This window comes from Methanosarcina hadiensis (assembly GCF_046529725.1).
GTDB classification, from domain to species: Archaea; Halobacteriota; Methanosarcinia; order Methanosarcinales; family Methanosarcinaceae; genus Methanosarcina; species Methanosarcina hadiensis.
The window spans coordinates 2,533,586-2,547,300 of sequence record NZ_CP136241.1 but is presented as its reverse complement, the minus strand read 5'-3'; the positions used below and the strand labels follow the sequence as shown (position 1 = coordinate 2,547,300).

The 13,715-nt window shown below is 41.6% G+C and carries 13 protein-coding genes; all 13 read left to right on the top strand.

The genetic code is table 11. From position 1 onward, the window contains the following. Positions 1-5 precede the first annotated feature (5 nt). The 13 genes from RSJ42_RS10730 (at position 6) to flaJ (ending at position 13,714) form a co-directional block, all read left to right on the top strand. On the top strand, positions 6-1,058 hold the full coding sequence (locus RSJ42_RS10730; protein WP_410507287.1) for a protein-glutamate methylesterase/protein-glutamine glutaminase: 1,053 nt from the start codon (positions 6-8) through the stop codon (positions 1,056-1,058). After that, the gene (locus RSJ42_RS10725; protein WP_410507286.1) at positions 1,048-3,693 is read left to right on the top strand and encodes a chemotaxis protein CheW; all 2,646 of its coding nucleotides are present in this window, start codon (positions 1,048-1,050) and stop codon (positions 3,691-3,693) included. Before RSJ42_RS10730 ends, RSJ42_RS10725 begins: the two co-directional genes overlap by 11 nt. Continuing rightward, positions 3,686-4,288, top strand: a complete 603-nt coding sequence (locus RSJ42_RS10720; protein WP_410507285.1) for a chemotaxis protein CheC — start codon at positions 3,686-3,688, stop codon at positions 4,286-4,288. The genes RSJ42_RS10725 and RSJ42_RS10720 overlap by 8 nt, the downstream gene beginning before the upstream one ends. Continuing rightward, a complete protein-coding gene (locus tag RSJ42_RS10715; RefSeq protein WP_410507284.1) occupies positions 4,285-4,950 on the top strand; it encodes a chemotaxis protein CheD in 666 nt (221 codons plus the stop codon). Before RSJ42_RS10720 ends, RSJ42_RS10715 begins: the two co-directional genes overlap by 4 nt. Then, positions 4,941-5,753 carry a CheR family methyltransferase gene (locus tag RSJ42_RS10710; protein WP_410507283.1) on the top strand — a complete coding sequence of 271 codons (813 nt, stop codon included), beginning with the start codon at positions 4,941-4,943 and terminating at the stop codon, positions 5,751-5,753. The genes RSJ42_RS10715 and RSJ42_RS10710 overlap by 10 nt, the downstream gene beginning before the upstream one ends. A 650-nt stretch (positions 5,754-6,403) precedes the next feature. Further along, positions 6,404-7,096: an archaellin/type IV pilin N-terminal domain-containing protein gene (locus tag RSJ42_RS10705; protein WP_410507282.1), complete on the top strand. Its 693-nt coding sequence runs from the start codon at positions 6,404-6,406 to the stop codon at positions 7,094-7,096. Positions 7,097-7,107: 11 nt separating this feature from the next. Beyond that, on the top strand, positions 7,108-7,722 hold the full coding sequence (locus RSJ42_RS10700) for an archaellin/type IV pilin N-terminal domain-containing protein (RefSeq protein WP_410507281.1): 615 nt from the start codon (positions 7,108-7,110) through the stop codon (positions 7,720-7,722). A 74-nt stretch (positions 7,723-7,796) separates the two neighbouring features. Next, positions 7,797-8,477 carry a hypothetical protein gene (locus tag RSJ42_RS10695; protein ID WP_410507280.1) on the top strand — a complete coding sequence of 227 codons (681 nt, stop codon included), beginning with the start codon at positions 7,797-7,799 and terminating at the stop codon, positions 8,475-8,477. 22 nt (positions 8,478-8,499) lie between these two features. Next, entirely contained in the window at positions 8,500-8,973 is a 474-nt protein-coding gene (locus RSJ42_RS10690) for a hypothetical protein (protein WP_410507279.1), read from the top strand. A 4-nt stretch (positions 8,974-8,977) separates the two neighbouring features. Beyond that, entirely contained in the window at positions 8,978-9,448 is a 471-nt protein-coding gene (locus RSJ42_RS10685; RefSeq protein ID WP_410507278.1) for a flagellar protein FlaF, read from the top strand. Between the two features lie 5 nt (positions 9,449-9,453). Then, a complete protein-coding gene (locus RSJ42_RS10680; RefSeq protein ID WP_410507277.1) occupies positions 9,454-10,170 on the top strand; it encodes an ATPase domain-containing protein in 717 nt (238 codons plus the stop codon). Between the two features lie 49 nt (positions 10,171-10,219). Further along, positions 10,220-12,076 carry a type II/IV secretion system ATPase subunit gene (locus tag RSJ42_RS10675; protein ID WP_410507276.1) on the top strand — a complete coding sequence of 619 codons (1,857 nt, stop codon included), beginning with the start codon at positions 10,220-10,222 and terminating at the stop codon, positions 12,074-12,076. A gap of 12 nt (positions 12,077-12,088) precedes the next feature. Then, on the top strand, positions 12,089-13,714 hold the full coding sequence (flaJ, locus tag RSJ42_RS10670; RefSeq protein ID WP_410507275.1) for an archaellar assembly protein FlaJ: 1,626 nt from the start codon (positions 12,089-12,091) through the stop codon (positions 13,712-13,714). The last annotated feature ends 1 nt before the right edge of the window (position 13,715 follow it).

The following is a 13,715-nucleotide window of genomic DNA, read 5'->3' as shown; positions in this document are numbered from 1 at the left end:
ATAGAATGATTCGTACTCTTATTGTTGATGACTCTGCCTTCATGCGGATGGCAATAAGAAGCATGCTTGCCAGCAGCCCGGACATAAAGATAGTAGGAGACGCGTGTAATGGAAAAGAGGCTGTAGAAAAGTCAAAAGCATTACACCCTGACATAATCATAATGGATGTTAACATGCCAGTCATGGACGGGCTGACAGCTGTTAAAACCATTATGAGTACGGACCCTGTCCCCATAATCATGTTCAGCACCCTGACTGTTGAAGGCTCAAAAGAGGCACTGGAGGCTTTGCAGCTTGGAGCAATAGATTTTGCTCCGAAATCCGAATCTCACCGTGATGTGAATAAGATTGAGAAAGAGCTTGTTGAAAAAATAAAAAACATTCACAACTCAAACCCAAACATATTAAGATTAATCAATATGAAGAGATTTAAAGGTGAGGTTGTAAGGGGAAAATGGAAAAGTACAGGCGACTTTGGGGTTCTCATAGGGTCATCTACCGGAGGTCCTTCAGCACTGGAACAGGTAATTCCAAGGCTTCCCGGAGATCTGCCTGCTCCGGTCTTTGTTGTGCAGCATATGCCTGAGGGTAATTTCTGCAAACAACTGGCGGACAGATTGAATTTTCTATCCGAGCTGGAAATAAAAGAAGCCAGGAATAATGAAAAAGTGTCAGCAGGGGTTGTTTATATAGCTCCGGGCGGCTACCACATGGCCCTTAGGAAGGCTCTTGGCGTGGTCAGAATAAAACTCGTAAAAGGCCAGCCTGTTCATGCCGTAATGCCTGCAGTTGATGTGACAGCTGAAAGCATGCTGGAGGTATATGGAAAGAATATAGTAGCCACTATTCTTACGGGTATGGGATTTGATGGAGCTGCCGGGTTTAAAAAGATACGCGGTGCAGGCGGTTCCACAATTGCTTGCAGTGAAGATACCTGCGTTATTTTCGGAATGCCAAAAGCTGCGATAGAAGCTGGAGCTATTGATGCTGTGAAACCCATCTTTGAGATCCCTGAAGAAATAGTGAGAATGTCGGAGGCGAAATGCAATGGAAAATGATATGGCAGCCTATAAAAGCGATTTTCTTCAGGAAGTATACGAGTGTCTTGATATCTACAATCAATCTTTTGTAGACCTTGAAAATGGGGACACCGCTGCAGTTGATGAAATTTTCAGGATAACACATACAATAAAAGGAATGGCAGGTTTTCTCGGGTACACATCTCTTGAACATCTGTGCCATACTATGGAAGAAGTCCTCTGCGGCATAAAAAACGGGGATATAGAGATAGATGGCGACCTGGTAGATATTCTCCTATCAACGGTTGACAGAATAACGGACATTATAAGGCAGATAGAAAATTCAGACAATGATAATGTAAAAATAAACGATCTTGTAGAAGCTTTTAAAAACTACGATAAAAAGAAGAGTGAGGAGCACGAGCCTCAATGCACTCTATCTGCAGAAAATAATGTCTCACCTCCTGCAGCATCAGCTGTGGAGCAGTCAGAGGAAAACGCTTCTTCAAGCTCCGAACTCCAGGAAGATGCAGAAAATGGGGGATTCTGCAGTCTGGATGACTGTAATCTTGTTCTGGACATCATCCTTGTTAGAGACTGTGCCATGAAAGGTTTGAGAGCTTCGTTAATTATAGAATCTCTCAAAGATGTCAGCCGGCTGGCTAAGACAGAGCCTGATGAAAGTAAAATGGATAAAGACTTTGACGGACACTTTAAAGTGTTCCTTTCGGGGGACAGCGGCAAAGTTGAAGAAGTAATGGGCAGGAATTCGGAAATAGAACACTTCAATATTTCTGAGCTTAACCCGATCAGTAATATTTCTGAAATTAATCCTCTCAGTAATGTTTCTAATGAAGAGATTAACTGTACCAGTCCTATCCCCGAAGAATCCCAGCAGGATATCCCACCAACCACGGACGCATCTCCTGAGATATCGCCTGTTTCAGTCACAAAAAGCACAGATTCATTTCATTCCCGCATATACGGTTTGATAGCAAGAATGCGCTGTATTTTAAGCAGAATATGCAGGTCCATAAACTGTTTTAAAAGGACCGAATCTGCAGGAGTATCTGCCGGAGTGCTTCAGAATAATAAATGTGAAGACTATCCAAAAGTTGGGCCAGAACCGCAGGAGCTTCAGGCCTCTGAACAGAGTTCTGAGATAAGCCAGAAAGCTATTGATCAAAATCTGCAGGCTGAAGAGACCGAGATACTGAAGCAAACTCTACAAAAGGTTCCCGAGAAGGTTCTTCCGGACGAGATTGTTCCTGACCCTGAGGTAAGGCTGAATAAAATTCAACCTCAGGCAGAGAACAATGAGAACATAGCTGCTCAGGGGATACAGGTGGATGAAATCCAGCATCTGGAAGGGAATTCTGAGAAAATTTCTGTTCAGGGGATAAAGACACCGGAAACTCATGAGACAGAAGAACCGAAACAGGAATCAAGAAAACAGGAATCAAAAAACTATGTCTCTGAGTCCGCTTCATCCTCAAATACGCCTCCCGAATCAAAGAGAGAGGATACCATCCGGGTTAGAACCTCCAATCTGGATAACATAATGAACCTTGTTGGTGAGCTTGTTATAAACAAAGGGCGTTTACTTCAGATATCTCAGCAATATAACTTGCCTGAGCTTGGAGAGGCAACCAGCACCCTGGATAAATCGATCACAAGCCTGCAGGACGAGGTAATGAGAATAAGGATGGTAAAAATCGAGAGGGTGTTCAGCAAGTTTCCGCGCATGGTAAGAGACCTGAGCAGGAAATTTGGCAAAAATATAGAATTTGAAGTTGAAGGGCAGGATACGGAGCTGGACAGGACAATTCTGGATGAGATAAGTGACCCTCTTGTCCATCTAGTGAGAAATTCCGTTGATCACGGAATAGAGCTTCCTGATGATCGGAAAAAAGCCGGAAAAAGTGAAGTCGGGCACATAAAACTCTCAGCCAGAAGAGAGAAGAACAATGTAATAATTGAAATCGAAGATAATGGTAAAGGTATAGATGTTGAAGTAATAAAAAGGAAAGCTATTGAGAAAGGACTATTATCTTCTTCAGATGCAGAAGATCTCAGTGAAGAAGAAATAAGGATGCTCATTTTTGCCCCTGGCTTTTCGACAAAGGACGTCGCAACGGAAATCTCAGGCAGGGGCGTAGGCATGGATGCGGTGAAAACTGCTGTCGAGAAGCTTGGAGGAAAGGTCAGGGTATATTCCAGGAAAGGGGAATTCACCAGAGTCAGAATTGATCTGCCTCCTACGGTTGCTATAATCAAATCCCTTTTAGTGGATGTCGGCCCCGAAACGTTCGCGATCCCTATTTCCAACGTCGTGAAAGCTTTGAGCGTTGACAGCAGCGACTATAAAACCGTAAAAGAAACTCCTCTGCTCTATATCCGGGATAAGTTAATACCGATTATTGAGCTTAGAGAGATTTTTAACATAAGCTGTGAAAAACTTGACAAACAGATTGCTATAATTGTTGAAAAAGAAAATGAAGAAGTTGGTCTGATAGTTGATTCGATCATTGACCAGCAGGAAATCGTAATCAAACCGCTTGGAAACGTTTTATCAGGTTCAAGAGGATTTATCGGTGCCACGATACTGGGAGACGGGCGTGTGATACCGATTATAGATGTTTCAATGCTTATAAAAGGTGATACTGATGACTGATTTAGATAATCTTGGCGAAGTGGAAATGGATGTTCTTAAAGAACTGGGGAGTATTGGAACCGGGCATGCTGCGACATCCCTTTCTCAATTACTTAATAAAGATGTCTATTTTTCAGTGCCAGAAGTCAAGGTAGGAGAAATAAGAAACCTGTCCAGTGAGTTCATAGGTGACGTAGTTGCTGGGGTAATCATAGCACTTCAGGACCTCGAGCAAAAAAAGTCCGGGTATCTGTACATTATGTTTCCGGAAAAATCTGCCAGAAAAATTGCAGGCGATTTGTTTGGCATGGATGAAATGGACGAGGAAATGTATGCATCCACGATTATGGAAGTCGGGAACATATTATCCTCCTCTTTCTGTGATGCATCGGCTGATTTTATGAACATCGTATTACTTCCTTCCCCTCCAAGCTTTGCAGAAGATGTTCCGACTGCAGTCATCGATTCGGTAGTCTCACAGATGGCCAGGAACAGCAACCATATAATCCTGTTTGAGACTTCTTTAAGCTCTGATGCGGACATTGAGATTTTTCTGGCTCTGCTCCCGGAATCCTGTCTGCTGGATGATATGATGAGCATACTGGGACAACTATGAGCAGCAATATTTTATTCGTGTCCAATGAAAGTGGGAAAGCGATTTTCCTGACCAGCAACGACGTACTGGTGAAATCCTTCTGTTCACTTTCAAACACCTGCTCATCTAAAGATTCCTGCCGCTCGTGCTCCCTGATCGGTGCCGCAAAGAATCATCTCAGGGGCACCAGGTCAGGCTCGAACATTAAACCCCTTGACGGAGAACTGTCTGCCGGTATAGGTGAATACAAAATCGGAAGGAATGTCCTCTTAAAAGTCATGGGCCTTGGTTCATGTATCGGAGTTATTCTTTCTGATGTTTCGACAGGCATATGCGGAATAGCACATGTACTGCTTCCGGGAGCCTCGGATAAAGGCGAGACCAAGTATGCCGAAACTGCGATAGAAAAAATGTTTGAAGATATGGTCAAAATAGGAGCAAGAAAAAGCAGGATTACCGCAAAATTTGCAGGAGGAGCCCAGGTTTTCAAGCATATGAGCCTTGATGTGCTTAAAATCGGCGATAGGAATGCAGTATCCGTTGAAGAGACTCTGATAAAAAAAAATATCCCGATTCTCGCAAAAGATGTCGGGGGAAACGTCGGCAGGAACGTTATTTTTAATCCTGCTGACGGAAGCATGATTGTCAAATATACTGCTAAAGGGGAGGTACTGTGGTTGTAAGTCTTGATGATGACTTTAATTTTCTTGTGCGGAAGATTTCAAAGTCGTCTGGCATTGTCCTAACCGGATACAGGGATAGTTATCTCAAAAGAAGAATTGACCTGAGAATGAAAGCTGTAGGCATGAACAACTATGCGTTATACCGGGGGCTTCTTGAGAAGGATCAGCACGAGATGAAAGAAGTCATAAATATGCTTACAGTAAACGTTACCGAGTTTATGCGGGACAAAACCCCGTTTATGTTTTTCAGGGAAGAACTCCTGCCTGATATAATGGAGAGAAAAATACAGTGTAAAAGCAATATTGTCAGGTTCTGGAGTGCAGCCTGCTCTTATGGCGAAGAGCCTTATTCAATCGGCATTAGCTCAAGGGAGGTTTTGCCGGAAGACTGGACCGTATCCATCTATGCGACGGATATTGATGAAAAATGCCTTAAAGGCGCTTCTCAGGGTATCTACAGCAGGGAACAATTAAAAAACCTCGATCCTCCTCTTGTTATGAAGTATTTTGAGCCTTCAGGGGAAGACTTTAAAGTAAAAAACATACGTAAACTGTCAATCAGGTTTCAGAAGCATGACCTTACCAGTGAACCTCCGATTTCCAGACATTTTGATGCCGTATTCTGCAGAAATGTAATGATTTACTTTAATGAAAGCCAGAAAATAAAAATGTTGAACGACTTCTATAATGCCCTTTCGGATGACGGTTATCTTATTATTGGAAAATCAGAAACTTTGCCCGTTGAAATTAGAGAGTTATTTGCTCCTGTAAGCATAAGGGAGAAAATCTTCAAAAAAGTATAACTTGATGGTTATATTTTCATTACATAGAGATTATTCATTACATGGAGATATTGTTTTTATATTATCTCTTTTTTGTTTCTTAATTATAAAAAGAATATTTTCACATTCTTGTTTTTGACAATAGCATAATATCAAGAAAACTTATTTTTTACCGGTCATTACTTGCATATGAAAAGTTCTTTTGATCTACTTTTATTGTCCTTCATAATTATGGAATATCTGTCTATATGTTGCGGCACTAACGAAAAAATGATATCAACTGACTTTATATTATCTAAAAGATATTTTTTCCTGATAAAAATCTAATCTTCTTCGTCAAACTATCTAAATATTTTATTTAATAACAAATAAATTATATTTTTGACAATTTCTTTATTTTCATAGTGTTGTTGTTTAATATAGGGAATCTTTTTATCTCTCTTAAAATGAAATTTTCTAGAAAAATAAGTGTCTACTGGCTGCTTTATTGTTAAAAACTTTTTTACTAAAAAACTTACATTGCAATTTTTCAGGCATTTAATTTCTAAAATAACCTTTTTATTCTATCAAATTTATATAAAGTTGGCCCCATAACTGCCGAAACATTTATAATATTAACTGATATTCTATTTACTGTTATAATAATCACACTATGTTTAAGGTGATTTATTATGTGGAATCGATTTATAAAAAATGATAAAGGGTTTACCGGGCTTGAAGCTGCAATAGTGCTGATAGCCTTTGTAGTCGTAGCAGCAGTTTTTAGCTACGTCATGTTGGGAGCGGGGTTCTATACAACCCAGAAAAGCCAGGAAGTCGTGCATACTGGTGTAGCGCAGGCAAGCAGCAGCATTGCACCGTCGGGAGACATAATCGTTAAAGGAGCTGATGCTGATCCAGTAGGCGCTACAGGTAAGGGCGGTGCAGCAAGTCAGATTACATTCTATGTCACAAACACTGCCGGTGGAACCGATGTGGATATGGACAAGACCATAATTTCCTACACTGACGCTGATGACTTTTTTACAAAGGAATATCTTCGCGATAGTGGCGATGCAGTTAATACTAAAGGACCAAGTCCAGACATTAGTGCTGTTGCAGATTGGACAGTAACAAATGGGTGGCTGTATCAAGCTGTGATTTCCAATACTGCCACTGCTGATAATCTGCTTTCAAAAGGTGAAAAGTATAAGGTAGTACTGGACTTGGACGAGTTTCTTGATACTGATACTCCTTCTGGTTCTTTACCTGAAGTAAATGAACAGTTCAAGATCGAGGTAAAGCCACCAGAGGGTGCAGTTCTTACTATCTCAAGAACATTGCCAGCTGCACTTACCAAGGATGAATATTACCCGGTTTACTGAGGTGATCTGTAATGTGGAAAGTATTCTCTAAAGACGAAAAAGGATTTACCGGACTTGAAGCTGCAATCGTTCTCGTAGCTTTTGTAGTCGTAGCCGCAGTTTTCAGCTACGTCATGCTCGGTGCAGGTTTCTATACAACCCAGAAGAGCCAGGAAGTTGTGCACACTGGTGTGCAGCAGGCAAGCAGCAGTGTTGAACTGAGTGGAGATTTAATTGCTAAAGGCGATCTCACCGCTGGTAGTGAATGCTTAGATACTGTCACACTGTGCTTACAACCTACTGCAGGTGGTTCCTCAATTGATCTGGCTACTACTCTTATAACTGTCTCAGCTCCAACCTGTGCACCAACTGATTTGAAAATGCCGACTGGAAATACTTACTCAGACATACCGTTTACTGGTGATGACACAACATTTGGAATAGCAGCAGTATATAACGACAACGGCAATGAAAACTTACTTCTGGAAAAGGGTGAGAAATTTGAAGTAACGGTTGCTCTGAAGTCAGTAGTTCCGATAGGAGCTAATGAAAATTTCCAGCTTGAAATCAAGCCTCCTCAGGGTGCAACCTATACTATTCACAGGACAGCACCTGCATCAATCAGCAGTATAATGACACTCGTCTAAATTTAAGTCGATAATGGCACTCAACTGAGTACCATTATTTTTTATTTTTTTAACGCTACAGCTTTGGTGATATAATGAACAGTGGGGACTCATTTGACCAGTCAATGATTGATAAGCTTGTTGCTACAGCAGAAAGCGACACTATAGAATCCAAAGTTGCAAGTCTTGAAGAAGAAGTAGCTGAAATCAAGGGGTCTATAAAAACTCTTCTAATGGACATAAGAGAAACGATGAGTGTCCTTGAAAACCCTTTCCAGAATATTCAGGGCATTGCCAATATTTCCAGTGCAATAGTAAATCCTAAGGCTGAAGAGGTCCCTGAAGATCATCCAAAAAAAGAAGAAACTGAAGATGAAGACGAGGATGAAGATCTGGAAATGGAAAAGGTTCCAAAAAATTTCTTTGAAGACCTTAAAAAGGCTGCCAGAAGGCAGCAAAAAAGGGGAGACTCAAAACTCATTGATCCCATTTCCTTCTATAAGACTATTGTCTGGTGCAAGGATATGGCAGGCAAATACGATCAGGATGCCATAAAGGAATTAATTGAAGTGTTTACACTTTTAGGATACATTCCTGGTGAGATTAAAGAGATTATTGTTAAAGTACTTGAGGTCCTGTTCAAAAACAACAACCTTGATGATGCAGTTGTGGACCTGTACAGGCTATATCACATACTTTATCCGGATGACATGTCTCTTGACTCAAAAATGCTGGATCACATCCTGAATGAAAAAACCAGATCACGTCCGGAATGAAAAATAAGAGAGGAAAGAATACATGTCAAAGGAAGTGATCGCTTCAGCAATACTCGTAATAGTGAGTGTCATAGCTGCAGTAGCTTTTGTTAATGCCATCCTTCCTTCGGTGTATACTCTCTCAGGGTCTTACAGTTCTGTTGCTCAAACAATGGAAGACCAGTTTAAATCGGATATCGATATCATTTTCATTTATCCGGACGGAAACAACATTTATGTCTGGATAAAAAACGTCGGGTCAACAAACATACCCCTTACACAGTTAGAATTCTGTGACATCTTTATTATGTCTTCTTCAGGCTATTGTAATCCCGGATTTGAATCTGCTTCAAATCCATCATGGGACTTCACTCTTGCAAACGGGGGCGGGGATACCTGGAATCGTGGGGAGACGATTAAGGCAACAATAACGCTTGACAGTTTGCCAGGTGATATTTACAAAATCAGCTTCTTCCTCTACAACGGGGTATCAGCATCAGATACATTTTCAGCGTGATATCATGGGCCTTGATACAATAATCGTAGCGTTCTTTGTGATGGGGACGGTTCTGGTTGTTGCAGGTGCCCTGACAACGGGGACTAGTAATCTTGTTGAGTCTTCTTATCACGGATATGTTTCAGCCCATCAAACAATGATGGACAGGCTTCAGACCAGCATTGAAATCCAGCAGCCTATCTCGTTTAACATCTCAACAAACCATGCCAGCTTTACAGTTGCAAATACGGGTGAAACCAAATTAAGCAATTTCGAGCTGTGGGACATTATCCTGGTAAAAGATGATCAGGTGTTCTACCTGGACGACTCCCAGTACAGCATAACTGCTGGCACGGATTTCTTAAATCCGGGGATTCTGGACCCTCATGAGAGCATAGAAATTGAACTGTTAACCGACCTTACATCCAGTGAAAATTTTACTGTAATGATTGTTACTGATAATGGTATCGTCTCTTCCGCAAGGCGTCAGGTGTGAGTAATATGGGTGAAGATGAAGAAAAAAGGAATATTATCTCAAGCGGTAACGATGAAATTGATAAAAAGTTAGGTGAGGGCATCCCGCTAGGTTCTCTTGTGCTCATAGAAGGCGAAAACGACACCGGTAAGAGCGTACTCTGCCAGCAACTGACATATGGCGGATTGAACCAGCTTCACAAGATTGCATACTATTCCACCGAGAATACCATTAAAAGCATGCTGGCTCAAATGGACAGTCTGAGCCTGGATATCTCGGATTTTTACAGCTGGGGGTATTTCAGGATTTTTCCTGTTCATCTTGAAGGGGTTGAATGGACTTCCGACCAGATGAAAGGCACCCTCCATCTCGTTACAAATCACATTAAAAGTATCAGGGAAAAAGTCATTTTTATTGACTCTCTCACAATGTTTACTACTTATTCCGGTGAGGACAGTATCCTTGAATTTCTCACTAGCTTGAAGAATTTATGTGACAAGGGATATACGATTTTCATTACTTTGCATCAGCATGCTTTCAAAGAAGATACTCTTGTCAGAATACGGTCAGCATGCGATTGCCACCTGTTCCTGAGAAAAGAACAGCTTACAGACCGCTACATCAGCGTCATGGAAGTCTCAAAAATAAGAGGCGCCAAAAAAAGCACAGGTAATATAGTGAGTTTTGAAGTCCAGCCTGGTTTCGGTTTAAAAATAATTCCAATTTCACAGGCCAAGGTCTAAACAGCTATAAAATTACTTTTAAACATAACTAGCCGCGCATGGGGTTGAAATGGATAGCATTGAGGAAAAATTGAGTACTGAAAATGGTCAGGTACTTAACGTAGGGGTATATACAAACTTCCCGTTTAAACCGAAAAAATACGATGGGCATGACCACTCAAACCTGAAAACATGCAACCTTTACAAGCTTCTCCCTCCGGAAATGAAAGAGGAAGTTGAAAAAAACCTTCACCTTCTGGAGTACCTGCATATCCTGCCCATAGATACGATGGGTATACCCAGATATGTCCCCAAGCTTGAGTCTAAACACGGCGAAATAGAAGATGCCAATTTAATATACAAGGTCAATGACCAGATATATGTCCATATTTATCCAAATAAAAACGATGTAAGGAATTTCTATATTCCTATTGAGCCCATACTCCTTACCGGAGTTGGAGGTCTCATTAAAGAACTGGAAATCAAGCTCGTAGACCACCTTACAGGAATCGAATTCGATCCAGAAAATTTAGAGGAAAAAGAAAGGATACTGAGAGAGTCCCTGGATGCCATTTGCGTGATTGGCAAAAAAAATCCGGTTGCAAGCTCTGCTTCCGGAGCCGGTTCCGGAGTCAAAAAACTGCTTGGTTCTAAACTTCTACCTGCCAAGGAGGATCCTACAAAAAATCATATCTATGTAACAAAGGAGCAGTATGAAGCTCTGAAATACTCGGTTATAAGGGACAAAATAGGGGTCGGTTTTCTTGATCCTTACATAAACGACAATAAAATTGAAGATATTACCTGTAATGGTCTCGGTCCTATATTTATTGAACATAAGGTATTCAAGGGTCTGAGGAGCGTCATAGAATTCAATGACAATGACGCCCTTAACCAGTACATTGTCAGGCTTGCGGAAAGGATCGGGAAGCCTATCACTTTCAAAAACCCTATAGTGGACTCCACGCTCCCGGATGGGTCAAGGATTAACATTGTTTTTGGGGACGATATCAGTAAAAACGGGAGTAATTTCACCATACGTAAATTCGCTGACATTCCTTTCAGTATTCTTCAGGTCATAAAAGGAGGAACCCTGGACTACAGGATGGCGGCTTACCTGTGGATCCTTATCGGTGAAGGGATGAGCGGTTTCATATGCGGAGAAACTGCCAGCGGTAAAACAACCACACTGAACGGGATCACGGCTTTTGTAAATCCCGAGTCAAAACTGGTTTCAATTGAAGATACGCCCGAACTGCAGATTCCTCATAAAAACTGGACACGAGAGACAACAAGAGGCAGTACAAGGGGTGCAGGTACAGGGGAAGGCAGCGGCTCGGATGTTACTATGTTCGACCTCCTTAAAGCAGCATTGAGGCAGAGGCCAAACTACATTCTCGTAGGAGAAATCCGAGGAGTTGAAGGTAATGTCGCATTCCAGGCCATGCAGACCGGTCACCCTGTAATGTCAACATTCCACGCTGCAACCGTTGAGAAACTGATCCAGAGGCTTACTGCCGACCCTATAAACATCCCCAAAACGTACGTGGACAACCTCAACTTTGTAATTATTCAGTCTGCAGTACGGAGGCCAGACGGAAAGCTAGTAAGGAGAGTCCTCAGTATAAACGAGGTTCTCGGCTTCAACCCTGATAAAGGCGGTATTTCGTTCATTGAAGCCTTCTCCTGGGACCCTGTTACTGATACGCATGTATTCAGTGCTATGGGAAGCTCGTATATCCTTGAGAATAAAATCGCCACAAGGCTTGGAATTCCCGGAAAGAAAAAGAAAGTAATATATGATGAAATTGAAAAACGGGCAAAAATCCTGGAAAGACTGAACGAAGAAGGGATTGTAAATTACTGGGAATTTTTTAACACGATTGCAAGGATTACAAAGTCCGGCATGCTGAGGATTCAGTTCTGAATGGTGGTTTGGATGGGTGTCAACGAGATAAAAAACGTTTTCAGCAAAAAGTCTAATTCAGGATCCTTTTTAGACCAGCTTTATGTTAAATACCAAAACTATCAGAAAGAACTCTATATGAGTAACGATATGCTTTTTGCTCTTACTTATATGGCTTCAATCTCGACTGCCAACCTTACAAGAGACAAAATATTCACAAGCATATCCGAAAAGAAAGAATACTGCCCAAGCAAATATTTTGGTCTAATTCGAGAACTGGCTCAGCACTGGCATTATGATTACGCAAATGCCTGCGAACTCATATCCACAAAAGTAAAGAATGACAGGATGAGGGCACTTCTCAACAGGTTATCAAACGCTATAGCGGCAGGAGAGCCTGATGGTGAATTCCTCAAAAAGGAATGGATATTATTCAAAACAAAAAGAAAAGATGAGTTCGAAAGGGACCTTGACACCACAAAAGAATGGTCAAACGCATATACAGCTTTGCTTGTTTCCACATCCCTTGTAGCTATTATTATACTTCTTTCAGTAATTTTATATAACGTTGGGGATCCGGCTAATACGCTTTATTCCACAATGGCTATCATATTTTTCATGGCTTTCTTTGGGGTAGGCCTGCTTTACAGGTGTTCTCCAAAAGATACTAAAGTCCATAATTTAAGTGTAAAATCAAAAGAGCAAACTTTTGTTTATAAGTGGGCTCCTCTTACGCTTCTTGTAGCAGCTCTGGCTATTGTAATCTTAACCATACTGCCGGCTTTTACCGGTTTAGCTGCCGATTTCTTTATTGACATTAAAGGAGTCGGGATGATTATTGCAGGAGTCGCCATGATTCCTGTAGGGCTTGCAGCAAAAAATGATATTGAAAAAGTCAACAAAAGAGATGAAAGTTATACAACTTTCATAAGAAGCCTCGGGTCTATTATAAGCGGGTCAGGGCTGACTGTCCCAAAAGCTCTCCTAAAGATTGATCCAAAGAATCTCGGAGAGCTTAAGGATATGAGCCAGGAGCTCTACAAAAAACTGGCATCCGGGCTTGATCCTGCCCTGTGCTGGGGGAGATTCGTCGGGGAAACGGGCAGCTACCTGATCTACAAGTTTACAAGTGTGTTCGTAGACGCTGTCAATTTCGGGGGTAATGCAGAAGTGGTAGGTGAGCTTGTAAGCTCGTCCAACCTTGAACTGGTCCTTTTGAGAATGAAAAGGGAACGCATAGCTAAAGCGTTTACCAGTCTTGTCATACCTCTCCATGTGGCTATGGTCGGTCTTTTACTCTTCATAGGTCAGATCCTTACGATCTTTACTAATATTGTAACCTCTCTCTTTGCCCAGTTTGAAATAAGCGGGTCCGAACTCGAGGGTATACCCGGCGGCATGGGCGGTATGAATATGGGCATATTCGGGGGAGTTCCTGTGGAACTGCTGGGGCAATTTGTCGTGATAGTTACTATCATCCTGACGATTGCTAATATACTCGCGATCGTTGCCGTAAAAGGAGGCCCCAATTACCTCGCAATCTATTATGGCACATTTATGTTTGTACTTTCGGGAATACTGATGATTATTGTTCCTCCACTGGTGGATATGGCATTTTCATTCGACGGAGTACTTGAAGGTATTTCAGGAGGTTTATGAA